Below are 25,592 nucleotides of genomic sequence, written 5' to 3' on the forward strand. Positions count from 1 at the left end.
TCAAGAGGTAGCACCAACGGCGGCCCCGGGTGAAAAACCCCAGCGCCCAAAGGGCCGCCTGAACCGCATGGAAACCCCACTGACACAGACTAACTCAGATCCAATACTCCTATCAGATTTTCTTGAACTTGATTGACTGTAATTCAAGAGGAGAAATAACAGAAAAGCTACTCATTTGAGTGGCTTTTCTGTTTTATACTACTTTCAGCTACACCCCTCTTCTTCATTTGTCGCAACTTAAACACCTCAAAGCTCTACTCTTTTAAAAGAGACTTAGCCTGATAATACAAATTGAAGCGTTGGCAGCCGTATCTTTGACGCAAATTCTTACCCTTAGAACTACTTAGATGTTATATAGCTTCACCAATGATTACAGCGAAGGCTGCCACCCTAACATTCTTCAAAGATTGACAGAAACCAATTTTACCCAACAAGCGGGGTATGGCAACGATCAATTTACTCTGGAGGCTGTAGCGGCCATCAAAACGCTTTGTCAGAAACCAGAGGTTGAGGTGCATTTGGTGGCGGGCGGCACGCTGGCGAATCTTATCATTTTAGGAGCCTTCCTAAAATCATATGAATCTGTGATTGCGGCCGAGACAGGACATATAAATAATCATGAGGCGGGTGCCATTGAAGCTACTGGGCATAAGATTGAAACGGTTCCCACCCCAGATGGGAAACTGACGCCTGCTACTATTCAACCATTGCTGAACAAGTTTCCAGAGTTTCATACGGTTAAACCTCGCATAGTATATATCTCTAATTCCACCGAGATCGGCACCATTTATACAAAACAAGAACTCACCGATCTCTCCACTTTCTGCAAGCAAAACAACCTGCTTCTGTTCATGGATGGGGCAAGGTTGGCTATGGCCTTATCGGCACCAACTAATGATGTAAGTTTAGCAGATGTGGCCTCTCTTACCGATATCTTCTATTTAGGAGCTACCAAGTGCGGAGGATTGATTGGCGAAGCCATTATTATTACCGACCCGAGCCTGCAAAAAGATTTCAAGTACTACATCAAACAACGCGGGGCGCTCATGGCCAAAGGAAGGCTCTTCGGAATGCAGTTCGCCGAGTTACTACGCCATAACCTCATGTTTGAACTGGCTGCCCATGCGAACCAAATGGCGCAAAAAATAGCCACCCAACTGCAGGAACTAGGTTTTACTTTCTTGACCCCAGCCCAATCAAACCAAATTTTCCCTATTCTGCCAGACACCCTTATTGCTGAATTAAGTAAAAACTACGGCTTTTTTGTATGGAAAAAAATGCCTGAAAACAAATCGGCGGTTAGACTGATCACCTCCTGGGCCACGCCCGAAGAAAAAGTAGACCAATTTTTACAGGAGGTGAAAGTACTTTCTGAGAAACAAAACTAAAACTGAACACCGCTTGCTGTTTTAGGTCTTATTTTCAGAAAACAGCCCTAAAACAGCAAGCATTCTTTATTTCTGCCTACTGTTGCCTTCTTGGGTGAAGAGGACAACCTATGTTCTTATCTCAATTACTGTAGAATCATTCTAAATAACTTGGCATTTTAAAATCTATACCCTAATATTGAATCATTATTTAGATTAAGTCTAATTACAAGTCAACGACTTGTTTAGCGATATGGAAGTACTTTCCCCGCGGCACTTTACACAATTCACTATTTCCTTTCAGATAAGGATTTTTTTCTTCATTTGCCTACTTCTAGCTCTTCCCTTTGCCGGGCAAGCGCAAAAAAAAGAAGCAATCTCTGGGAAGGTCATAGATACTGGAAGTAATGCCATAGAATTTGCCAACGTATATTTAAAAGGAACCGAAGCCGCTACACAGACCAAGGCTGACGGTACTTTCACACTTTCTGCTCCTTCCGGTGATTATGAGCTTGTCATCTCGTTTGTAGGATACTCTACCAAAACTACCCCAATACAGATAGCAGCCGGGCGTACCACTAATTTGGGCACCATAGTTCTGTCAGAAAACCAGAAAATAAGCGAGGTGGTGGTTACCGGGAAAACCCAAGGAACCATTGTTAAAGAAGAAGGCTTCAATGTGACCGTTCTGGATGCTAAAAAGCTTTACAGCACCTCCGCCGACCTTAACCAAGCCTTAAACAGAACTACTGGCATTAGAGTGCGCGAAGACGGAGGCGTGGGATCCAACTTCAGCTTCTCCCTGAACGGATTCACCGGCAGGCAGGTCAAGTTTTTCCTGGACGGTATTCCCATGGATAATTTCGGATCATCTTTAACGCTCAACAACTTACCTGTCACTATGGCAGAACGGGTAGAAGTATATAAAGGCGTTCTTCCTATTCATTTGGGGGCTGATGCCTTAGGCGGGGCGGTTAATATTGTCACGCGGGCCAACCCCAACTTTCTTGATTTTTCCTATGGCCTTGGATCCTTTAATACCCACAAGGCCTCTGTGAACGGAGCATTTACCAATCCTGATAATGGACTCACTTTCCGGGCGAATGCGTTCTACAACTATTCAGACAATAACTATAAAGTGGAGGTGCAGCCAATCAACTTCAGCACGGGTCAACGGGAAGAGGCGCGGGAAGTTGAGCGTTTTCATGATAAGTACAAATCGGGTACTCTCCAATTAGAAGGGGGTGTTTCCGGAAAGAAATACGCAGACTTGCTCTTGGTGGGAGTGATTGCATCAGGAAATGAAAAGGATATTCAGACAGGTGTAACCATGGAGCAGGTTTTTGGCGCCCGCACTTCCCGTTCCTCGTCTGTAATCCCTACGGTAAAATACCGGAAAACGAACCTTCTTGTAGAGGGACTTGACCTGAGTTTGTACAGCGCCTATAACATGACGCAGTTCAGGCTCATTGACACTACGCGTGCACAGTACAACTGGCTTCAAGAGACTAAGCCCACCAGTACAGCTGAACAAAACCGTACACAACTAAAGAACAAAGACAACGAAGGCTTGACCACGGCTAACCTTAGCTACGCGATTAACCCTGTTCACTCTCTTTCTTTCAACTATGTATTTTCTGATTTTGAGCGAAAATCAAGTGACGTGGAAGATCCTGAGAACGTGACATACCAGTTCCCCCAGTCCTTGAAAAAGCAGGTAATGGGCTTTGCTTGGCAAATGAACAAGCATCGGTTTAATGCTACGGCGTTCTCAAAGCTTTACCTATTAGATGCAAGTTCCTTTGAACGGGTTTTAGACGGAACGGGCACCGGTTATTACGCACCTACCCAGACCAATACCAATAACGTAGGCTATGGTTTGGCTGCAGCCGGCTTTATTTTGCCTCAATTTCAACTGAAGGCCTCTTACGAACATACCTATCGCCTTCCTGAAGCCATAGAACTACTGGGCGATGGATTGTACTACCGGGGAAACCCTGACCTTGTACCTGAGAACAGTGACAATATAAACGTAGGAGTTAACTACTCCTTCAAGATCCGCACAGATCACCAAATTGCAGTAGAGGCAAATTATATCTATCGGAAATCAGGTAATTATATCCGCCCAGACCAGAGACAAACCCAGCCAATTGACCGGCAATACATTAATGTTGGAAATGTGAACACCAACGGTGCAGAAACTGACTTCAGATACTCCTGGAAGAACAAGTTCCAGCTTGGTTTAAACCTTACCTATCAAAACATCATTGACAAGCAGGAATCCTTTACCAGTACAAATGAAACCGGCACTACCGTTTATAGAAACTGGGGCTATGATCACCGCCTCCCCAATACACCTTACCTTTTCGGGAACGCGGAAGTAGGGTATTCCTTCACTGACCTGGGCACAAAAGACAATGTACTCACCTTCAATTACAGCCTCAATTATGTGGAAGAGTATTACTTCACGCCACATCATTTGGGGTCTAATAACCAAGATGTGATTCCGCGCCAGCTAGCCCACAATGCTATGATTAATTACACGCAGCAGAATGGCAAATACGGTTTATCTCTGGAGTGCCGGAACCTGACCGACAATAAGCTCTTTGATAATTTTAAGCTTCAGAAGCCTGGTCGCTCTTTCTTCTTAAGAGTCAGATACTTTATCAATAAATAAGAATCTCCAACCAATAATTAACTTAATGAAGTCTATGTTAAAACAATTAGCCAAGATCAGCTTATTTGCGGGAGTAGTGTTTACTGCTTTCTCTTGTGATGATAAAGATGACCCCACCCCCGCTGCTGAAACGGATAAAGTATATGCCTTAGGTGTAGGCGTGACCACATCTACAGCTACCACTAACTATGTGGTACAAACTGGCGACCTCATGAACGGCACCATCTCCCTGACCGGAAACGGCCTGTTGCAGGAAGGATACCGTGATTACGCTTTCGGCGGCGGCAATTTCTATAGCATAGGCGGGTTGGGCGTAACAGACGTGAACACTATCAGCCTGAATGCCTCTAATCAGTTGACCACCAAAACGGGGCTTACGTTTGAAATGGCCAACAATGAATTTATTGATGTGGACGGCACGGGCAAAACCATGGTAGGAGTATCTATGCCCGCTAACCCCACCGCTGGACTAAACGCCAAGTTCTACACAGTAGATGTTGCTTCCAATACTATTACCAACAGAGCGGAAGTACCTATGAACGACATTCACCCCAGTAATCAAGACTGGCTGTTCCATACCGGAATGCAGGTAAGAGGCAACCAATTGTTCCAGACATTTTACCCAGTAAACCATACTACTTACGCTACAGCTAATACAGACACCTGTTACGTTGCCATTTACAGCTACCCGGGTTTTGCATTGCAGAAAGTGATTAAAGATACCCGCACAGGACCAGCGGGAGCGTTTAACACCCGTTCAGGTATTTTTGAAACCGAGAACGGCGACCTCTATACAGTTTCCAACAGCAGCTACTCAAACGGTTACAGCCAATCAACTAAACCAGCTGGTATCTTAAGAATTGCCGCCGGAAGCACTGAGTTTGATCAAAACTATTTCTTCAACACAGACACCGCGCCTAACGGAGGTAAGATTGCTCACGCAATTTACATAGGCAATAACAAGCTGTTTGCCGCAATAACTGTGGTGCCACCCACTCTTGACGACCGGTGGTCTGACAAGAACCTTCGACTTGCCATTGTGGATCTTTCTGCCAAAACTATTACTCGGGTAGCCAATGCGCCTGTTTTCACAGGTAATGGGGGCAGAAGCTTTGCAGCCCTAGTAGACGGGGACAAAGTATATACTGCCATAGCTGCTGATGGGGTAGTAAACATTTACCAAACAGACATAGCCACTGCTACAGCCACTAAAGGGGCTGAGGTACAAGGTTCCTTCTTAGGAGGTATTGCAAGACTAAAATAAAACTAATACCACAGCTTCAGCATTGCCTGCTGAGGCTGGTGTTTTTTTACTTTTTAATTCTGGTACAACATGAAAGGCAAGAAAAGGAACAACCCAAGCATACTTAGACGCATCAATGATTGGCTTCACCTTTGGCTGGGTCTGGCGTCAGGGATTGTGGTGTTTATTGTCAGCATTACAGGTTGCTTTTATGCCTTTCAGCAGGAAATCAAAGATGCCATAGAGCCTTGGCGTTTTGTGGAGGTGCAAGAGAAAAGCTTTGTGCCGCCCAGCCAGCTATTAGACACTGCTATGGCGTACATGCCCGGTGCAAAGCCAACTGGCCTCACTTACAGTAACCGAGAGAGCGCCGCCGCGGTGGGCTTCAGCAGCTTTGAGAACGGAAAGCGCAGCTTTACAGCTATCTTCCTGAACCCATACACCGGAGAGTTCCTGCAGAAACAGCAATCCATAGGCACTGGGAAATTCGACTTTTTCAGGTTCATTATTGATGGGCACCGCGCCCTCTGGCTGCCTTATAACATTGGCCGTCCAATTGTGGGGGTTTGCACGCTCATCTTTCTGGTGCTGCTCATTACTGGCTTGATCATGTGGTGGCCCAAGAAATGGAACAAGTCTAACCGCGACAAGAGTTTTAAAATTAAGTGGAAAGGCAGCTTTAAAAGGGTCAATTATGACCTTCACAACGTGCTCGGTTTCTACAGCCTACTTCTTGCTTTAGCACTGGGCGTTACTGGCTTAGTCTGGAGCTTTAAGTGGTTTGAAGAGGGCCTTTACTATGTAACTTCTGGCGGAAAAGAAATGCCAGAGCACCACCACCCGCATTCTGATACTACCAAAGCAGGTTTACTAGCCAATAACACCGTTTCTGCCCTTGACCAGGCTTGGTATAAAACTGTGGCAGTAGAGCCTAACGCGCAAGGCTGGTATATGACTCCTATTTTGGAAGACAAGGAAGACGCCATTGAAATCATAGCTTATCAAGACCACGGCTCCTGGTACAACCGCAACGAATATTTCTACGACCAATACACGTTAGAGCTTTTTAGGGTGCAAGGCGACCGGTATGCCGAAGCAAGTTTTGCCGACCAGTTGTCTTTGCTCAATTATGATATCCACGTTGGCGCCGTTTGGGGCTTGCCGGGCAAGGTTTTGGCCTTCTTTATCAGCTTAATTTGCGCTAGCCTACCTATTACCGGGTTTTTGGTGTGGTGGAATAAAAAGAAGAAAACTAAAAAGAAACTAAACTCATCTAAAACGCCTACGCCTAAAAACGCGGCAACCATTACGGCCTAGCGTTCTTCCTACTATTTCTGTTGCCTTCCCTACTGTATTTAATTGCTGACACTTTGGTGTTTTAGCCCTGTTTTTCAAAAATCAGGGCTAAAATAAAAAATAAGCAAACGGTCAATCCTACAGAGGCCTTCCACAGATCTGAGCAAGTTGTGAGGAAGGCTCTTCTGCTTCTCTTAAACATGAAGTAGTTTAAAGTTACTGTTAAACTTCTGTCTCTAACATTCATTCCCTTCCGTTTTGTGCAGACATAAATGAACACCTCCAGTCAATGTACGATGACAACCATTGAAGCGAAGTGGCACAGTTTTTCTCATTTGATATAGGGAATAATAAGCCAAGCCTGTTTATTCTTTCAAACTCAGCAACGGCTTCTATTTTGTCCTGTTAACCATTTCTTTTTCTACTAAGCCGCCTTTGATACATTAGTACAGTTTTTTTAACTATTTACCAGGATACCATTGGCGCCATTTAATTTTCTTTTGCATCTAATTAAAAATAAAGCACTTAACAAGATCAAAAGTCATTCCCCAACTTCTGCTCTTGTGTTCAATATTACCATACAAACAATTAAGAACAATACTATATTAGATTAATACCATAATCATATTTAACATATTTCATAATTCAACCATCACAAACACTTGCACTTATCCAATATAATATAAAACGTTTTATAAAATTCACAGAAGTAGCTTTTGCAGTTAACATTTAAATAACACGCCCTTATAACTCATTTTAATTATTTTTTTCTTTTAATTAAAATTTTTCATCAAATTTGATCAAGATTCATACTTAAACTAAATTGCACTAAGCAATATTTTTAGTATGTTTCTGAAGGCAACCCCTAGAACCCCCTAATGCCTGCTGCATGAAAAAAATTCTACTTCTCTGGATAGTTTTAATTCTTTCCCCTTTCGCTGGTACCGCTCAGTTTACCCCGGCCACACTAGGCAAAGCTTCTTCTTTTACGGTACTGTCGGGCACAGGAGTGCATAATGCTGGCGACACAAAGATCAATGGCAACGTTGGCGTATCTCCCGGAAACGGCTTTACAGGCTTTCCTCCTGGCATTGTCAACGGAGCTACAGTTATTAACCAGCCTGCTGCTGCCGAGGCACAGCATGACTTGGCAGCAACCTATACCCAGGCAGCCAGTGAAACTCCTACACAAATTCTGACTGGCCAAAATTTAGGCGGACTTACTCTTCAGCCAGGGGTATACAGATTTGAAGGAAATGCCGACCTTAACGGCACATTGACGCTTGACAACAACGGAGACCCAAATGCCCTATTTATCTTTCAGGTAAATGGCGACTTGCAAGTAGGGAGCAATGCGCGGGTAGCTCTTCTGGAACAGGCTCAACCCAGAATCAGAAATATCTTTTGGCAAGTATCAGACTCTGCAAGACTTGGCAGCGGCAGTACCTTCAGAGGAACTATTATGGCTCAGCAGGCTATCACCGCCAATACCGGGGCAACTGTTTATGGACGTCTGCTTTCTATAAATGAGGCAGTTAACTTAACTAACAATATCATCACTATTCCTACAGATTTATCGGTTACTATTACAAAAAGCGCCGGCAACACTGATGGCAACTACTTTATTGGCGAAACAGTTACCTATACCATTACCGCACAAAATGCCGGCCCCATAGGCGAAACCAATGTGCGGGTCACTGTGCTAAACTCAGGCTTATCTTTTATCAGCGCCAGTGCCCCTGCCGGCTCTACGTTTGACTCCTCAACCTCACAATGGAGCATCAACAATTTTGCCGCCGGAGCCACGGCCACCCTTGAAATAAAAGCGCAGATCAATAGCAATGCCACGGCCATATTGGTCAACAATGTCACCATATTAGGCGATGGTCTGGATGAAATAAGAGGAAACAATGAAAATTCTGTTTCTATCTGCGTGGCTCCTTCTGACCCGGGGACTATTTCAGGTCCAGCTTCTGTTTGTGTAGGCAAGGAAGTTACCTACAGCGTTATTCCAACCAACGTTGCCTCGCAGTATAACTGGACAGTACCTTCTGGTTGGCAGATTGTAAGCAACCCCAGTGCCCCTAGCATTACAGTAGTTGCGGGTTTACAGGAAGGTGAAATAACAGTTACTGCCCAAAATGTATGCAGTGTCAGTGACCCAAGCACAAAGCAAATTGCTACGTCTTCAGCTCCCCCTCCGGCACCAGGCCCTATCACTTCTAACGTAGCATTCAACAACCCCTGCGCCGGAAGCGAAGACATTACCTTCAGTATTGAACCTGTAAGTTCCGCAAACTCTTATGTTTGGACAGTACCCGATGGCTGGCAAATATTGTCAGGGGCAAATACTACTTCCATTACCGTGCGGGTAGGCAGTACTGCTGGCAATGTAGAAGTAAAAGCCTTAAATGCTTGCGGCCCCAGCGCCCCAAGCACCTTACAGGTAGTGCCCTCTACTACCCCGCCTACTGAACCAGACGGCATTTCAGGCAACACTACCCCCTGCGTTGGGGAAACCGTAACGTACATAGTCACCGGAGAAACTGGCGCAACTTATTTTAACTGGAAATTCCCAGAAAGTTGGAAGATCACCAAAGGAGACAGCACCAACACAGTTCAGGTATTGGTAGGCAGCACAGCTGGAAACGTTGTGGTAACAGCCATCAACGGCTGCGGCACCAGCAGCGCTTCTTTAACTCTTGCGCCTATGACTACTCTCACCCCTAGTGATATTAATGGCACCCTGGCTCCTTGCGCATCTAATGAAGGCATGGTGTACACCTACAGTGTGGCAGAAACGCAAGGAATATCAAGTTACTTCTGGCGTGTATCTGGCAACCTGACCATCATGGAAGGCCAAGGCACAGCCTCTATCAAGGTTAAAGTGACTACCAGCGTTACATCGGGCAATATTGTTGTAAGCGCCTTAAACAACTGCGGCCAGAGCGCTGAAAAAAGCATAACGGTAGTACCTATCACTAAGCCAAACCGTCCTTTGGCCATAACCGCTTCCACTCCGAAGCCTTGTGCCGGCGAAGAAAACCTGGTTTACTCTATTGACCCCGTTGCCGGCGCTACAAGTTACGTGTGGACCCTGCCGGCTGATTGGATTATCATGGGCCCAGCAGATGGCACCACTATTACAGTAAAAGCAGGCAGCACAGCAGGCAACATAACAGTAGCCGCCGTGAATAGCTGCGGAGCCGGTCCAGAAAGAACATTAGCGGTAACTCCCTCTTTAGATGTACCTACTGCTCCGTTGTCTATTACGGGCACAGCCAATCCTTGCGCAGGCGACCTGAGTGTGAGCTACTCTGTGGCAGAAGTGGTTTCTGCCACAGGCTATGTTTGGGAAGTACCAGCCGGTTGGACCATTACCAGCGGAGCTGGAACGTCTAACATTCAAGTAACCATTGGCAGCGCCAGTGGCCAGATACGGGTAACCGCTAAAAACAACTGCGGCAACAGCACTGCTGCCGTGTTAGAGGTAGCCCCTTCTACAGCACCTGCCCCGGCACCCGGATCTATAACGGGGAGCACTCCTTCTCCTTGCGTAAATGAGGAAAATCTAACTTATTCAATTGACGCCGTTAAAGGAGCTCAAAGCTATGAGTGGACGGTAACCGGCGACTGGATTATTACGGGTGGCAACGGCACCACCTCTATTGAGGTAAAGGCTGGTACAGGATCAGGCACCATCACCGTCAGAGCCAAGAATGGCTGTGGCTTGAGCGATGCCAGCAGCCTGACAGTACAACCCGCTACTGGTGCACCTCTTGCTCCGGTGGCAATCAATGGCAGAGCGGCAGTTTGTACAAATGAAGACAATTTAACCTACTCCATCAGTCCGGTAGCTGGCGCCACCAATTATACATGGCTTATCTCCAGCGCAGACTGGTCAATCATTCAAGGCCAAGGAACCACTTCCGTTCAGGTAAAAGCCGGCGTAAACCCTGCTGAGATTTCTGTGATTGCTAAAAATAACTGTGGAGTCAGTGAGGCATTTGTTCTGGCGGTTCAAACCAGCAACGCATTACCTGCCACTCCCGGACCAATTACTGGCAATAACAACCTATGCGCCGGGAATACAAATGTAAGGTTTAGCATTGCTCCGGTAGAAGGTGCTATTTCCTATGTTTGGTCAGTACCTAGCAGCTGGTCTTATACTCAGTCTACTGACGGCACTTCCATACAAGTTACAGTTGGCAATACCAGCGGCAAGGTAAGGGTAAAAGCAGTAAACGGTTGTGGTGAAAGCGCTGAAAGCGAGTTTAATGTTACACCAACACTTACGCCTCCGGCTACTCCAGGAAGTATCTTGGCTGGCTCAGCCGCTGTCTGCGCCTCAGAAGAAGGTGTTACCTATCTGGTTCCCCCAGTGACCGGCGCCAGCACGTACAGCTGGACCGTACCAAACGATTGGGAAATCACCGGAGGGCAAGGCACCAATATCATCACCGTTACAGTAGGAAAGTCAGTTGGTCAGATCACAGTGACAGCCTTCAACAACTGCGGAGCCAGCTCGGCCAGCACCCTTACTGTGAATCCTTCAGTTATTCCGGAAGCACCTGTTGCAATAAATGGTGAGAAGTTGCCGTGTGCGGGAAGCTCTGAAAATAAATATTCTGTAACTGAGGTTTCTGGCGCTACTGCGTATGAATGGACTGTTCCGGAAGGCTGGACTATCACCTCTGGTGCAGGAACAGCCTCTATTACTGTAATGGCTGGTAATACCGGAGGAAACATTACCGTAAAGGCAAATAACCACTGCGGCAGCAGCGCCGCCACCACATTACCAGTATCTGTTTCTACCACCGCTCCACCGGCACCACTGGCCATCTCTGGAAGTAACAGCGTATGCTCCGGTGCCACCAGCCTTGAATACAGCGTTGATGATGTTGACAATACCTCCACCTATATTTGGTCTCTACCTGCCGGCTGGTTGATTACTTCTGGCCAAGGCACTTCCCGCATAATGGTAGAACCGAGCAACAGCCCGGGTACTATTTCTGTGATGGCGCAAAATGGCTGCGGCATTAGCGCAGCCAGTATTTTGACAGTTACGGTTACCGGCCAAATGCCCTCTACTCCAAATAACATAACCGGACCTACTCAGGCCTGTGCCAATGCGCAGGAAGTTGTGTATAGCGTGGGTGCCGTGAGCGGGGCCACTGCCTATGAATGGGCTGTTCCGGAAGGCTGGGAAATCACCTCTGGTCAAGGCTCTGCTACCATTAAAGTGACTACCGGAACCTCAGGAGGCGCAATCAGCGTGAAAGCCGAAAACGGTTGTGGCATCAGCCAAGCAAAAACCATAGCTGTTACCACCATCAACGCACCCGAACAGCCGCAACTGATCAACGGACTGGCACACCAATGCGTCAACACTACAGGTGTTGTTTATTCCATAGAAGCTGTTGCAGGTGCAGACACCTATACCTGGTCAGTACCTGAAGACTGGAAAATCACCCAAGGCCAAGGCACCACCTCCATTACTGTAACCGTTGGGAACAAATCTGGAGACATAAAGGTGTTTGCTGAGAACAAGTGCGGAATCAGCAATACCATTACCTTGGCTGTTACCTCTTCTACTACTCCTTCACCGGCTCCGGGACCCATTAGAGGGGCAGTTGGTTTGGTATGTAAAAACCAGGAAAGACTAGTTTTCTCAGTTGACCCTGTCAGCTCCGCAAACTCTTACCTATGGGATGTGCCCGAGGGATGGCAAATAACTTCCGGACAAGGCACTACCTCTATCACTGTAAGAGCAGGCACAACTTCCGGATCTATCTCCATAAAAGGAGTGAATGGCTGCGGGGAAAGTGAAGCCAACTACTTAGCGGTAAACATCAGTGAAGCCACTTCTGTACAGCTAGGTGCCATTGAAGGTGAAACAAGCTTCTGCGCTACCCAATCTGGCTTACGCTATCAGGTTCCACCAATTGCAGGCGCTACAAACTACACCTGGACGCTACCTGCTGGTTGGGAAATCACCTCCGGCAAAGGAACCAACTCTATAACCGTAACGGCCGGAACGCAAACCGGCACTATAAGTGTGGTTGCCTCTAATGATTGCTCTAGCAGCCAAGCTCAGACTCTGGCACTTGTACCTAATGCCATGCCTGAGACACCCGCCTCCATCATGGACACCAGCAGCCCTTGCGGCGGACTTTCTTTCACCGTTAGTCCTTCCGTTAATGCTATTTCTTACACCTGGGAAGTACCCCAAGGCTGGACTATCATCAGCGGGCAGGGAACCACCTCAATACAAATAAAAGCCCCAGAAGGCAGCAAACCAGGGGTTGTGGGTGTAAGCGCGAATAGTGAAAATTGCTCAAGTCCTTACACATTCATTACCGCTGACCCAGCCATGGCTGAGGGTGAACTGGAATTCGCCAACGCTTTGACACCGAACGGAGACAACATCAACGATACCTGGAAAATCAGAAACATAGAGAATTACAAGGAGAATGATTTGGTCATCTTGAACCGGTGGGGCACCGAAGTGTATCGCCAAAAAGGATACCACAATAACTGGAACGGAGGAGAGCTAAGCGGTGGCACTTATTTCTATGTACTGAACGTGAAAACGTGCGACGGCTTCTTAAGATCATATAAAGGTTATGTAATGATTGTCCGGTAAACCAGAAAAAAGATTTAGAAATGAAGAAGATTTTATTCCCCCTGCTTTTTTTCTGGGCATTTACCGCCACCGCCCAGCAAAGCGCCTATTATACACAGTACATCTTCAATGGCCTGATTATAAATCCGGCCTATGCGGGCAGTAAAGGAGTGTTGAATATTAGTGGCATGCACCGGAGCCAGTGGAGTGGTTTAGAGGGCGCCCCTACTACACAAACAATTGCCTTAGATGGCGCTGTTCTTAACCAAAGAATTGGTCTTGGGCTGCAGGTAATGAATGATGTGCTTGGGGCGCAGGGCCAGAAAAGTGCCTTGGCCAGCGCCGCTGTACGCATTAATGTAGGGGCATCGGCCCGATTGGCATTAGGCTTAGCTGGCGGGGTTTCCCAATACTATGTTGATGGTACCAAATTACACCTACTAGATCCAGAGCAAGACCAGGCAATTCCTCTTTCAAAAGAAAGAAATTTTCTGCCAGATACTAAAGCGGGACTATTTTTTAACACAGAACGGTTCTTCTTGGGTTTGTCTGCTTTTAACTTAATCTCCTTCAAGAATGAGTTTACCTACACACCGGTACGTCACTTCTTTCTTACTTCTGGCTATGTTTTTCATATAAATGAAATGCTCAAGTTTAAACCAAGCTTTCTGCTGAAAGAAGACTTCAAGAGCCCCACTAACCTAGACCTGAACGCTTTCTTGCTAATTGGCGACAGGATTTGGGTTGGCGGAACCTACCGGAAAGCGTTAAGATTGTTCAACCCTGAAAGGTATAGAGGACAAGGCCTTGATACCAACAATGCATGGGCCCTGATGACAGAACTGTACCTAACCCCGAAGATCAAAATAGGTTATGCGCACGACATGACGTTGAACAGCCTGCAGGGCTATGCCAGCCATGAGCTGTCAGTGGGATTCTATTTTTTCAAAAAAGAAGCAACCCCCTCTTTAACCATTCGCCATTTTTAGACCTTACCCAACTACATGAGCTGCAAGAGAACCCCTAAATCTTTAGCTATATTACTTTTAGTGCTGTTTACACAAATCGCCTTAGGTCAAAAAGGACAGAAGCTGGCCGATTTACATTATCAAAAGAAGGAGTATGCTCTGGCCATTAAAGCTTATAAAGATGTGCTTAAAACGCAGCAGCCATCTTTAGAAGTAGTCACCAAACTTGCGGATGCCTACCGACAACTCAACAACCCTCAGGATGCTGAGTTTTGGTATGCCCAAATGTTGGCATTCCCGAATTACGACCCACAGCACCTAAAACATTTCGCTGACATGGCACGCATGAACGGCGACTTTAAAAAAGCGAAGAACCTGTACCTCACTTACGCTGAAAAAGTACCTTCTGCTCAACATGAGGCTATGAACCTGATCGCCACGTCTGAAAATGCTCAACTCTGGATGGCTCAACCTCAACCGTATGCGGTAGAAAAGCATCCTCAACTCAACTCAGAAAATTCTGATTTTAGCCCCGCCTTTTATCAAGAAGGAATTGTCTTCACCTCAGACCGGTACGGGAATGATAAAAAGCGGAAAGTGTCTGCCTTTACAGGAAAGCCTTATTCAGCTTTGTACTACAGCAAAAAAGAGGATTCTGGTTTTAGCTCAGCAGTACCTTTACCAGCCCCTATCCACAACGATGTACAGAACGGTTCAGCTGTCTTTTCTCCAGACGGCAATACTATCTATTTTACTCGTATCAATCATGTAAAGCAAAAGAAAAAAAAGGTAAATACTGATCCTTTCAGCTGGACCAAATTCTCCTCTACGCCAAATTATATTAATCGGCTGGAGCTATTTATCTCACAGAAACAAGCCAATGGCTGGAGTAAACCTAAACCATTCCCATACAACAATCCCAGCCTATATTCAATTGGGCACCCGGCTTTATCAGTAACCGGTGATACTTTGTATTTTGCTTCAGACATGCCCGGCAGCCTTGGCGAATCTGATATCTTTTTTTCTGTAAAGCAGCATAACAACGCTTGGTCTGCACCAACTAATTTAGGTCAGCAGGTTAATACCGAGGGCAAAGAGGTTTTCCCAGTCATTTCACCCTCCGGAAAACTTTACTTTTCATCTAATGGCCACAAGGGAATGGGAGGACTGGATATCTTTTCAGCGAATGGCTCCGGTGTTATTTGGAGCCAAGCAAAAAACCTGAGATACCCGTTAAACTCACCAGCTGATGACTTTGGTATTTTGTTCGAAAAGGCTGGCGACTCTGGTTATCTTTCATCTAACCGTGGAAGTACTGACGGCACCGATGATATTTTTTCTTTTAAGTACGCTCCCATACCATGCCATCTTTCAGGTATAGCTCTGGAAAAGGCAGAAATAAAGCCAGGACTCTTTAAAGACGTACCAGTAGCCAATGTTAAGATAAGCCTTTACAAAGAAGGTGATACTGTGCCTGTCATTACATATTCTAATGCAGCCGGACAGTTCACATTTGCCATTTTTGACGGCGTCGGATACAAAGTGAGAGCAACTAAAACAGGTTACCTCAATAGAACTGCCACTATTACACCTGCCTGTGAATCAACCGTAGATATGGTAAAACTAGGCATGGTGCTTAACCGCAACACCCTAAATACTCCTATTCTTGTTGAGAACATCTATTACGACCTAGACAAATACGACATTAGACCAGATGCCGCTTTAGAACTTGACAAGCTGGTACAGACGCTGAATGACAACCCGAATATCAACATAGAGCTAAGCTCCCACACAGATAGTCGCCAAACCCGATCGTATAACAACCTCCTTTCACAAATGCGCGCCCAGGCAGCCGTAGATTACATTGTATCCAAAGGCGTTGACCGCTCCAGAATTTCAGCAAAAGGCTATGGAGAAACCCGCTTGCTCAACCGGTGCGCAGACGGCGTAGCTTGTTCAGAAGAAGAACACCAGCTCAACCGCAGAACTGAGTTTAAGATTCTGAAGATAGAGTAGGTTTTGCCTGAAAAATGAACACAGGTTTTTTTTTCAGGCGTTAATTTTTCTGTTAGAAGTTTCAGCTTACGTACCTGTTTTAAAGCTGTTTTGGGAAAATCAGGCTTAAAACAGGTGTCCCCTGCTACTCATAGCCACAGGGTACCGCAAGACTACTTTAGTGGGTTCTTTTTAGAGTGTTTTTCTATAAGCAAAATCAACCTAATAGCGCAAGTCTTCCGGCTGTTTTAGAGCTGTTTTTGGAAAAACAGCTCTAAAACAGCCTTATAATAAGTATAAACCTAATGGTTGTGCCCAGCCATTGGGCTTGTTCCTTTTTTCAGCACGTATTCGCTGTACAAGAGGTATGCACCGGTAACCACTACCGTATCATTAGGTTTCAGGCCATTTTCTATGGCAACCTGATTTGCACTTTCCTCGCCTAAAGTTACCATTCTAGAAGTAAAGGTATTTTCAGCAGTCTTTACCCAAACGTGTGCCCCCTGCGCATCTCGAACTACTGCATCCAGCGGAAGCACCATCGCTTTCTGACTATCTGAGGCAGAGGGTAATGCAATAGAAGCCTGCGTACCGGGGATGAGGCGTCCCTGCGGATTAGACAGGGCTGCCCGCGCCACCACTATCTGGCTGTTCTGCCTAAACTCTGGGTTGATGAAAGATATTTTGGTCTTGATTGCCTCTTGCACACCAGGCACGCGTACTTCAACGGGTGTGCCAATCTGTACCTGGCTGGCTTCGGAGGCATATAGCTCCGCCTCTACCCAAATGGTATTCAACCGGTTGATGCGGTACAGCAGGGCTCCTTCAGCTACATACATACCTTCAGCGGAGGCTATTTCCGTTACCGTGCCAGCTGCCTGAGCCAGAAAAGTGATGCGGGCGTCTAATTTGCGCGAGCGGGCTATGCGGGTTATCTGCCCCTTGGACAGCCCCATGAGCAGCAGCTTTTGCTTAGCGGCCTCTAAAATAGAGGCAAACTGTTGCTCTTTCGGGAAGGCCTGCACCTGATCCAGTGCCAGCAGGTATTCCTGCTCCAGCGTGAGCAAAGATTCGCTGTAGAGGTCGTACAAAGGCTGCCCTTCCCGGATAAATTGCCCCGTTTCTTTCACGTACAGTTTTTCTATTCGGCCATCTGCACGGCTGCTTATCACATCTGCCTGCGTTTGGTCAACCACCAACCGACCATTTAATACAGTACTGCTGCCTACCTGCCCCCCCTGCACAGGCTGAACCTGTATGTTGCCTAGCTTTATTTGTGTATCAGAGAGCATGAGGCTGGCCTCACTGCTTTCTGCAGTTTGTTTTTGTACGGGCACTAAATCCATGCCGCAGATGGGGCATGAGCCGGGGCCTTTCTGTACAATCTGCGGGTGCATGGGGCAGGTATAAGTAACATTGGCAGCCTCTTCCACACCGTGGCCATGTTCGGCTTCTCCCCCACAGGCAACCAAAGCAGTAGCTATCAGCAGCAGTAAGAGACGGTTAAAAATTCTTTTCATCTGTTGTTTTCTTCTACCCTGATAAAACTTTCGCTGTCTACCAGGAATTGCGCATTGCTTGCTATGTCGTCTTCCACCCTCAGGCCTGACACCACCTCTACTAATCCATCGGCATGCTGCCCTACTTCCACTCTTTTGGGTCTGAACACTCCTTTTACTCTAAGGAAGGCAACGGAGGTAGCACCTCCCAAATCTAGCAGCGCCTCTTGGGGTATCCATAAGGCAGTGCCGGTACTGAAGCTCGTTTTGCCAGTGACCAGCTGACCAATAATGGTTAGTTTATCCTGTGCAGGCAGGGCTGCTCTTATCCGCGCAAAGTTCTCCCCTGCCTCAAACACGGGTTCTATGAGGTTTATTTGTGATGTCACTGGTTCGTTAGGCAATTGATTGAAAGTAATGGACACTGGCATTCCCTTCTGCAACTGACTCGCTTGATTTGGCGGTACGTTGAACTGCGCCCACACCTGTGATGCATCTATTACTTTTAAAAGCGACTGGCCATTAGTCACGTACATGCCCTCCCGTAAGGCAAATTCTCCGCCCGGAGACGTGGCAGTGGCACCTCCTGCACCGCCCGTGGCTCTGCCAGAACTTGATGCACCACCGCTCATACCCGCCATTCCTCCGCCGCCAGCTGCTGCATTACCTGCTGTAGGTGCTGAATTGGGAAGAGCGCTCACCTCTGGGTCAACCACGTAGCCGGAGTAAGGGCTGTACACGGTAAATGTATAAGAAGCTTTCCCGCTTCGGATGACTTGGTTTATCTGGGCTTCCGTAGCGCCTAACAGTCTGAGTTTTTGTTTAGCTCCACTGATTAATGCCGTGTGGTCAGGGTCGTTCTGCAACAGGTAAAGCAGTTCTTTCTGGGCCGTCACCAGTTCAGGGCTGTAGATATCATAGAGTTTCTGCCCTTTGCGCACTGGCTGGAAGTTGAACTGCACGTACAGCTTTTCAATACGCCCCCCAAACCTCGCCGGAATAATGTACTGCCTGCGGGTATCATAGACTACCACACCACTCATGGTGATTTCCTGCTGCATTTGTTTCTGCACAGGCTTGACTGTCCGGACAGAAGAAACCACCGTTTGATTTGCCGGCTCTAGCAGATAATTCAGGTCTGAAGTGTAATTTACCACTGGCGCGTCTTCTGCCTTAGTAGGCACCAGGTGCATGCCACAGATAGGGCAATCTGCAGGTTTATCGCTAACTATCTGCGGGTGCATAGGGCAGGTGTATTCTACGCCTGCTTCAGTGGCACTTTCTTCTCCCGCATGCTCTTGGCAGGCGGTAAAGGAAAAAGGAAGCAGCAATATCAACAGCCCTAAAATTCTATTTCTCCAGTTCCTTTTCATAATTCACCACTATCAGGTACAGCTGCTGCAGGTTGTTGAGGTATTCCATTTGTGCCATGTTCCAGGCTTCCCAGGCATCTACTACCAAGGGCAAGGCACCGGTGTTCTGCTCGTAGCTAAGCAAGGTTGTTTCATAGTTTCGGCGCAGGGCCGGAATAATTTTGGTTTCATAATTCTGCACTTGAGTTCGCTTGGCCTGGAGCTCTACGGCCATGCTACGCACCATGCCTACCGCTTCATTTAATAAACCCTCGCGCCCACGTTGCATGCCTTGAATTTCTAAATCTATAGCTTTCGCATTGGCCTTATACATCTTAGAAGCCCAGGGCGCAATAGGAATAGATACCATTCCCATGAGCGAGAACATTCGGGGCATCATATCCGCCCGAGGCACCATACCTTCTAAACGCACTCCAAAGTCTGGTTTGCGTTGCAGGTTCTCGAGGCGCAGGTTCAATTGCATGGATTCTATGCTACGGTCCAACCGGCGGATATCACTTCGGGAAGCACTTAAATCTACAGTATCTATGACGGCAATAGGCTCCGGCACTTTTACCAGGGGCACTACGGCGAATTTAAAGTCAGGCGGCAGGTTCATGAGCGTGTTCAGCTGAATGTTTTTCATGGCCATCTCGCCCTTCGTCATCACCAGCATGTTTTCAATCTCGCCTATCCGCCCTTCCACTTTATAAATACTGCCCAGCGAGCTTTGGTTATAGGGGTAGCGCACCTTGGCCAGCTTGAGCATGAACTCCATAATTCGTTGACTCTCGCGGAGCACCTGCATTTTCCTTTCCAGCACTACCCACTGATAATATGCTGTCTTGGCTTGCGCCCTTAGTTGGTTGTATTGGTAATCGCGCCCGGCCTCTTCCATACCGGCTCTGGAGAGTTGATATGCCTCCCGCGCTTTCAATTTAGCGGGATTGGTAATTTGCTGCTCCGCCGATACCATAAACATACCTTTATCCCCCGGGTCCATTACTTTCTGCCCGGGGTACGGGTACATAAACACGCCGCCACCCACCATAGGCGCCATTTGGCTTCGGGCACCTTCGGCCATGGCATTCTGGGCCAACGCCCGGTACTGATTCTCCAGCAGCATGGGGTTGTTCTGGTCAATGAGCATCAGGACAGAATCCAGTGATAACACCGGCCCCCGCGCCTGCACTTGCAGCGAGTCTTGCGCTCTTGCTACAGAACTTATGAACAGCAGAAGCGCTAAGAAGTATAGTTTAGTGCTTGACATCGTAAATTTCTATTTTGCCGTGTTTCTTCAGTTCGTACTCTTTGGTCATCTCAAACACCACGGGCGTTACCAGCAGAATGTGAATGGAAGAAGTCAGCACCCCTCCAATCAAAGGCAGCACAATGGGCAGCATGACATCAGTACCCACACCCGTTGCCCAAAGCACCGGAATCAGCCCGAACAATGACACCGACACCGTCATGATTTTAGGCCGAAGACGCTTAGCAGAACCCATGAACACATATTCCCGGATGTCTTTTTTGGTGATGGTCTGGCTGGAGTTTCCTTTGTCAGCGACCAGTTGGTTCATGGCCTCGTTGAGGTACACCACCATCACCATAGCTGTTTCCACGGCTAACCCGAACAAGGCAATAAAGCCAATCGCCACCGCCACCGACAAATTGATGCCGTAGAAGTACACAATAAAAACGCCGCCAATGAGCGCAAACGGAATGGTGATCAGGTTAAGGAGCGCCTCCTTGAAAGATTTAAACGAGAAGTACAAAATCAGGAAGATGATGAGCAGCACCAGCGGAATAATGAGCTTCAGGGTTTGGTTAGCCCGTATCTGATTTTCCCATTGCCCACTCCACTCCAGATGGTACCCGTTCGGGATGCCCGTTACCTGCTGGTTGATGGTTTCAATAGCCTCTTGAACGGTACTGCCCAAATCCCGGTCGCGCACGTTGAACAGCACCGCCCCACGCAGCTGTGCGTTTTCTGAGGTAATCATGGGCGGACCGTCTGCAAACTGCACGTTGGCTACCGCCGAGAGCGGCACAGTACCTCCTGCGCTGGCTTGCAGCGGAATGCGGCGAATGCGGTCTAAACTGTTGCGGTACTCTTGGGCCAGACGCAGATTAATGGAGAACCGCTGCCGCCCCTCAATGGTGTTACCAATGGGCATACTGCCCAGAGCAGATTCCACCACGGCGTTTACATCATCAACCGATAAACCGTAGCGCCCCAATTGGTCCCGCTTCACGTCTATCTCTAGGTATTTACCTCCGGTGACCGGTTCAATATAAAGGTCTTTCACACCCTCTACCCCTTGCAAGGCCTGCCGCACCTTCTCAGACACCACGGCAATGGAATCTAGGTTCTGACCATAGACTTTCACGCCCACATCAGTTCTTATGCCGGTGGCCAACATGTTAATGCGATTGATGATGGGTTGAGTCCAGCCGTTGATAACGCCGGGAATCTGCAGCTTCTGGTCCAGCTCGGCTATGATATCGGCCTTAGTCAAACCTTCCCGCCACTCACTCTCCGGCTTCAGCTGAATAATGGTTTCTATCATGCTGATGGGCGAGTTATCTGTGGCCGTACTGGCCCGGCCGGCCTTACCCAACACCTGCTCCACCTCGGGCACCGACATAATGATTTTATCTTGCACCTGCAGGATGCGTTTGGCCTCTGAATTGGAAATATCAGGCAGGGTTACCGGCATGAACAAAATGGAGCGCTCATCTAGCGGCGGCATAAACTCGGTACCCAAACGCATGAGCATGGGTATGGAAATAAGCAGAGCCAGAAGGTTCAGCCCGATGGTGGTTTTGCGCCACTCCAAACACCACCGCAGCACAGGACCATACACTTTGCCCAAACCCCGGTTAATGGGGTTGCTGCTCTCAGGCTTGAACTTGCCTTTCAGGAACAGCGACACCAGCACTGGCGTCACGGTGATAGCCACAAAGGCATCGACAATTAGAATAAAAGTTTTTGTCCAAGCCAGAGGACTGAACAGGCGTCCCTCCTGGCCTGTGAGCAGGAACACCGGTAGGAATGAGGTGATAATGATCACGGTGCTCCAGAAAACGCTGGGCCCTACTTGCTTTGAGGCTTTCTCGATGATGTTTAAACGCGTCTGCTTATCCATGGCTTTCCTCCGTGTGTTGGGCCTCGGCCAAGTGCCTGTAAGCGTTTTCTACCATCACAATGGCATCATCTACAATTACCCCAATAGAGAGGGCAATACCGGTAAGCGACATAATATTAGATGAAATATCAAAGGCGTTGAGCAAGATAAAGCCAATAGCCACCGAGAGCGGCAATTGAATGATGATGATGAGCGCGCTGCGCCAGTGGAACAGAAACAGGAACACAATGACGGAAGCCACAATCATTTCTTCAATAAGCGTACCCCGCACCGAGTCAACCGCCTCATTGATTAGGCCGCTGCGGTCATAGACTATGTTAAACTTCATGCCCTTGGGCAACCCCGCCGCTACCTCGTTCATCTTCTCTTTCACGTTTTCAATGACCTCCGCTGCGTTCTCGCCATAGCGCATAACCACTATGCCGCCCACTGCCTCACCCTCTCCGTTAATGTCAAAAATACCTAGGCGGCTTTCGCCGGTCATTTGTACTGTGGCCACATCTTTTACCTGAACTGGAATGGTATTTTGGGTAAGGATAGGAATACTTTCAATCTCTTCGGCAGACTGTAAGTAGCCTGTGGTTTTAACTATGTAGCCAATGTCGCTCATCTCAAACTTGCTGCCTCCGCTCTCGTTGTTGTTGGTACGCACCGCCGCCATTACCTGCGGCACCGTAATATTGAAATAGGCCAGCCTGTTGGGGTCAAGCGTGATTTGGTACTGCTTCTGAAATCCCCCAAACGAAGCAATCTCACTGACGCCCGGCACGTTCTGCAGCGCAAACTTCACATACCAGTCCTGCACGGCCCGCTGCTCACCCAAATCAAGCCCTGGGGCATCCAGAGTATACCAGAGAATATGACCCACGCCCGTTCCTTCTGGCCCAATGGTGGGCACCGCCCCCTCGGGCAGCAACCGGTTAGCCGAAGCCAGCCGCTCCGACACTCTTTCCCGCGCCCAGTACACATCGGCGTCATCTTCAAAAATGACATAGATGAAACTCATGCCAAACATAGACACGCCCCGCACATATTTCACCTGGGGCATGCCTTGCAAGTTGGTCACCAGTGGGTACGTCACCTGGTCTTCTATAATCTGAGGACTGCGGCCCATCCACTCCGTAAACACGATGACCTGATTCTCAGAAAGGTCAGGGATGGCGTCTACCTTGTTGGTGCTGACGGAGTATAACCCCCACCCGAACAGCCCTGCCGCAATGAGCAGCACCACCAGCCGGTTGCGCAGCGAAAAAGAAATAAGTTTGCCAATCATAAAAAGAAGGGAAGAAACTCTCCGGGCTGTTTTTGGCTCATTTTTCAGAAAACAGGCCAAAAACAGCAGTAGTGGTATCTATTGAACCGGAAGAGTCAAATGAACAGTCTACTGTTAGTGCTGGTCACCGGCTTCATGCTGATGCTGGGCTGTTGAATCCTGGCTTGCGCCTGCTTCCACTTTTTCCAGGAACATGCCGCACTTAGGGCACTTACCAGGCTCATTGCTTACTACTTCGGGGTGCATAGGGCAAGTATACGTTACCCCGGCCACCTGCTCCGTTGTTCCGGCCTGCTCAGTGGTAGTTGCATTTTGCTCGGTTCCGCCGCTATTGCAGGCAGTAAAAAGAGTTAGCCCAAAAAAAGCCACAGCAACGTTTAATTTGATTTTTTTCATTTGAGTATGATTAATAAGATGAATGATTCTTGTACAGATTTCACAGCCAGAACTACCGTTCCTCTTACGCAACAGCAACCAGCTTGAGAAAAGAATAAAAACTGATTTTAGTAAGTACCAGCATGCGTATTGGCGCAAAAACAGATAAGGGGCGCAGAAATAGCTATAGCTGCGCACCGATTGCTAGCCACACGGACACCATTATACAGAAGCCCAAGAACAGGCTAATAAAATCTAAATTAGAAAGGTTTGGTACAAGATTCCGAGGTGCCTGCCAGACATGGGCGGTGGCATTGGAACAGAAGGGAATTTATGAGAGAAGGTACGCGCCTTTGGAAAAACAGAAACAGAACTGGTGGCATAGACCTGCTTTGGCTCGTGTTTTGCAATTTGCTGCGTAGGAGCGTTGAAGTTAACTTGTGTAGCCGCACCGCGTAGCATGACGCAGGTAACGTCACTGCAGTTTTTTTTCGTGGTTTCTGCCTTTTTACCACAGCAGCAAGAAGGTTCTCCAAAGAAGCTGATGGAGGTTGCACCCTTGCCGCCGGCGCACTGCTTCACGCTCACTCTAAAACCAGTAGTCCCCAGTAACAGGGCCACAACTAAGGTGATGTGAATAAATTTCTGCAGTGCTTTCATTTGGCGCGAAATAATAGCTAGCGGGCTGATTTAGTCAAAAGCTTTGGTGGCTACTTTGGTAGAACGGCTACAAAGGTAAATATGTTGCCAAGCTAATATGTTATACAATCTTCAGGTTTTGTTATACAACTTTACATTTACCAGAAGCATTGAAACTGTAAGTTCCTGATTCATACCTCACTCATTTCTCAGGCTACTGCTGCGGCTACTCCCTTCTCTCCTTTCATTTTGCACACCTCAATAATGCAATTAAAATAAGCATGCCTTTTTAAAAATTTAATCGATTCCCCCATTGCCTGAATACAAGTATCTACATATATTACGCTTCTGTATTTTTTATAAATTTTATTTATTAATCTAATAACATCTTTAATAAAAGAATGAATAATCCTCGGCACCCAGAATTGCAGCGCCAGATAGATGAGAAAATTGCCGCCATTGCAGCTGTTGCAGACCAACTACCAGGTGTAGTGATTATCCATGATATTCAAAGAAACTTTTCTGTTGAATACATGTCCCCTAATGGGTTAGCTTCCCTTGGAGTTACGCTAGAACAATTAAAGGAAGTAGGTGCTGATTTCTATCTGGAGTTCTTTCACCCCAGTGATGACTCTCAATCTAATCCTTCAAAGTTGGCTGCAGGTCTGTTTGAACGAAATGACCCGCAAGAAATAATCTCGTTTTTTGAGCAAGTTAAATTCAGGGGAGTGGACGGCTGGCACTGGCACTTAACCACCATGAAAATTTTATTGCAAGATGAAGAAGGTCTGCCTCTGCTAACTATTTCCATAGCAATTTTAGTAGACCCTAAGCATCATATTACACCAAAGGTGGCTAGGCTTCTGGAAGAAAACACATTTCTACGTAACAACTATCAGCGCTTCGCTACATTAGGAGGACGTGAGCAAGAAATTTTGAGACTGGTGGCATTAGGGAAAAGCTCAGTGGAGATAGGCCAGGAGCTAAATATTTCTGAGAAAACCGTCAATACCCACCGGCGCAACATCAAGTCTAAGTTAGAGGCTCACACAAATTTTGAGTTGTCACAGTACGCGTTGGCGTTTGACTTGATCTAAAATCTCTTCTTACTGTTTTAGGCCTGTTTTTCAGAAA

At 47.3% G+C, this 25,592-nt stretch carries 15 protein-coding genes; 8 read left to right on the top strand and 7 right to left on the bottom strand.

The window, feature by feature from the left end; translation table 11 throughout:
- Window positions 1-347: 347 nt before the first annotated feature.
- From A8O23_RS15535 to A8O23_RS15565, 7 genes are all read left to right on the top strand, one after another.
- The gene (locus tag A8O23_RS15535) at window positions 348-1,388 is read left to right on the top strand and encodes a threonine aldolase family protein (protein WP_066623037.1); all 1,041 of its coding nucleotides are present in this window, start codon (window positions 348-350) and stop codon (window positions 1,386-1,388) included.
- Between the two features lie 232 nt (window positions 1,389-1,620).
- Entirely contained in the window at window positions 1,621-4,044 is a 2,424-nt protein-coding gene (locus A8O23_RS15540; protein ID WP_082883100.1) for a TonB-dependent receptor, read from the top strand.
- Window positions 4,045-4,078: 34 nt separating this feature from the next.
- Window positions 4,079-5,308 (top strand): DUF4374 domain-containing protein, encoded by a 1,230-nt coding sequence (locus tag A8O23_RS15545; protein ID WP_066623300.1) that lies wholly within the window; start codon window positions 4,079-4,081, stop codon window positions 5,306-5,308.
- A gap of 69 nt (window positions 5,309-5,377) precedes the next feature.
- Window positions 5,378-6,604, top strand: a complete 1,227-nt coding sequence (locus A8O23_RS15550) for a PepSY-associated TM helix domain-containing protein (protein WP_066623039.1) — start codon at window positions 5,378-5,380, stop codon at window positions 6,602-6,604.
- 868 nt (window positions 6,605-7,472) lie between these two features.
- Window positions 7,473-13,229 (top strand): ice-binding family protein, encoded by a 5,757-nt coding sequence (locus A8O23_RS15555; protein ID WP_066623041.1) that lies wholly within the window; start codon window positions 7,473-7,475, stop codon window positions 13,227-13,229.
- Window positions 13,230-13,249: 20 nt separating this feature from the next.
- Window positions 13,250-14,197, top strand: a complete 948-nt coding sequence (locus tag A8O23_RS15560; protein ID WP_066623043.1) for a PorP/SprF family type IX secretion system membrane protein — start codon at window positions 13,250-13,252, stop codon at window positions 14,195-14,197.
- A 15-nt stretch (window positions 14,198-14,212) separates the two neighbouring features.
- Window positions 14,213-16,192, top strand: a complete 1,980-nt coding sequence (locus tag A8O23_RS15565) for an OmpA family protein (RefSeq protein ID WP_082883102.1) — start codon at window positions 14,213-14,215, stop codon at window positions 16,190-16,192.
- A gap of 281 nt (window positions 16,193-16,473) precedes the next feature.
- Here the strand turns inward: A8O23_RS15565 and A8O23_RS15570 are convergent, their stop codons facing one another.
- The 7 genes from A8O23_RS15570 to A8O23_RS15600 all read right to left on the bottom strand — a co-directional run bounded on the left by A8O23_RS15570 (window position 16,474) and on the right by A8O23_RS15600 (window position 24,479).
- A complete protein-coding gene (locus A8O23_RS15570; RefSeq protein WP_066623045.1) occupies window positions 16,474-17,691 on the bottom strand; it encodes an efflux RND transporter periplasmic adaptor subunit in 1,218 nt (405 codons plus the stop codon).
- Complete coding sequence (locus tag A8O23_RS15575) at window positions 17,688-19,043, bottom strand: efflux RND transporter periplasmic adaptor subunit (protein ID WP_066623047.1); 1,356 nt, start codon at window positions 19,041-19,043, stop codon at window positions 17,688-17,690. The genes A8O23_RS15570 and A8O23_RS15575 overlap by 4 nt, the downstream gene beginning before the upstream one ends.
- Window positions 19,021-20,292 carry a TolC family protein gene (locus A8O23_RS15580; RefSeq protein ID WP_066623049.1) on the bottom strand — a complete coding sequence of 424 codons (1,272 nt, stop codon included), beginning with the start codon at window positions 20,290-20,292 and terminating at the stop codon, window positions 19,021-19,023. Before A8O23_RS15580 ends, A8O23_RS15575 begins: the two co-directional genes overlap by 23 nt.
- Window positions 20,279-22,171 carry an efflux RND transporter permease subunit gene (locus A8O23_RS15585; RefSeq protein WP_066623055.1) on the bottom strand — a complete coding sequence of 631 codons (1,893 nt, stop codon included), beginning with the start codon at window positions 22,169-22,171 and terminating at the stop codon, window positions 20,279-20,281. Before A8O23_RS15585 ends, A8O23_RS15580 begins: the two co-directional genes overlap by 14 nt.
- Window positions 22,164-23,444, bottom strand: a complete 1,281-nt coding sequence (locus A8O23_RS15590; RefSeq protein ID WP_066623306.1) for an efflux RND transporter permease subunit — start codon at window positions 23,442-23,444, stop codon at window positions 22,164-22,166. Before A8O23_RS15590 ends, A8O23_RS15585 begins: the two co-directional genes overlap by 8 nt.
- Before the next feature lie 114 nt (window positions 23,445-23,558).
- Complete coding sequence (locus A8O23_RS15595) at window positions 23,559-23,840, bottom strand: heavy metal-binding domain-containing protein (RefSeq protein ID WP_066623057.1); 282 nt, start codon at window positions 23,838-23,840, stop codon at window positions 23,559-23,561.
- Window positions 23,841-24,074: 234 nt separating this feature from the next.
- Window positions 24,075-24,479, bottom strand: a complete 405-nt coding sequence (locus A8O23_RS15600) for a hypothetical protein (RefSeq protein WP_066623059.1) — start codon at window positions 24,477-24,479, stop codon at window positions 24,075-24,077.
- A gap of 380 nt (window positions 24,480-24,859) precedes the next feature.
- Between A8O23_RS15600 and A8O23_RS22065 the strand changes: the two genes are divergently transcribed.
- Complete coding sequence (locus A8O23_RS22065; RefSeq protein WP_066623063.1) at window positions 24,860-25,555, top strand: response regulator transcription factor; 696 nt, start codon at window positions 24,860-24,862, stop codon at window positions 25,553-25,555.
- The last annotated feature ends 37 nt before the right edge of the window (window positions 25,556-25,592 follow it).

The organism is Rufibacter roseus, from assembly GCF_001647285.1.
GTDB lineage: Bacteria > Bacteroidota > Bacteroidia > Cytophagales > Hymenobacteraceae > Nibribacter > Nibribacter roseus.

Bases quoted from the DNA above. Each gene is read 5' to 3' on its own strand.
- A8O23_RS15535 (WP_066623037.1), top strand. From the start codon at position 348: ATGTTATATAGCTTCACCAATGATTACAGCGAAGGCTGCCACCCTAAC.
- A8O23_RS15540 (WP_082883100.1), top strand. From the start codon at position 1,621: ATGGAAGTACTTTCCCCGCGGCACTTTACACAATTCACTATTTCCTTT.
- A8O23_RS15545 (WP_066623300.1), top strand. From the start codon at position 4,079: ATGTTAAAACAATTAGCCAAGATCAGCTTATTTGCGGGAGTAGTGTTT.
- A8O23_RS15550 (WP_066623039.1), top strand. From the start codon at position 5,378: ATGAAAGGCAAGAAAAGGAACAACCCAAGCATACTTAGACGCATCAAT.
- A8O23_RS15555 (WP_066623041.1), top strand. From the start codon at position 7,473: ATGAAAAAAATTCTACTTCTCTGGATAGTTTTAATTCTTTCCCCTTTC.
- A8O23_RS15560 (WP_066623043.1), top strand. From the start codon at position 13,250: ATGAAGAAGATTTTATTCCCCCTGCTTTTTTTCTGGGCATTTACCGCC.
- A8O23_RS15565 (WP_082883102.1), top strand. From the start codon at position 14,213: ATGAGCTGCAAGAGAACCCCTAAATCTTTAGCTATATTACTTTTAGTG.
- A8O23_RS15570 (WP_066623045.1), bottom strand. From the start codon at position 17,691: ATGAAAAGAATTTTTAACCGTCTCTTACTGCTGCTGATAGCTACTGCT.
- A8O23_RS15575 (WP_066623047.1), bottom strand. From the start codon at position 19,043: ATGAAAAGGAACTGGAGAAATAGAATTTTAGGGCTGTTGATATTGCTG.
- A8O23_RS15580 (WP_066623049.1), bottom strand. From the start codon at position 20,292: ATGTCAAGCACTAAACTATACTTCTTAGCGCTTCTGCTGTTCATAAGT.
- A8O23_RS15585 (WP_066623055.1), bottom strand. From the start codon at position 22,171: ATGGATAAGCAGACGCGTTTAAACATCATCGAGAAAGCCTCAAAGCAA.
- A8O23_RS15590 (WP_066623306.1), bottom strand. From the start codon at position 23,444: ATGATTGGCAAACTTATTTCTTTTTCGCTGCGCAACCGGCTGGTGGTG.
- A8O23_RS15595 (WP_066623057.1), bottom strand. From the start codon at position 23,840: ATGAAAAAAATCAAATTAAACGTTGCTGTGGCTTTTTTTGGGCTAACT.
- A8O23_RS15600 (WP_066623059.1), bottom strand. From the start codon at position 24,479: ATGAAAGCACTGCAGAAATTTATTCACATCACCTTAGTTGTGGCCCTG.
- A8O23_RS22065 (WP_066623063.1), top strand. From the start codon at position 24,860: ATGAATAATCCTCGGCACCCAGAATTGCAGCGCCAGATAGATGAGAAA.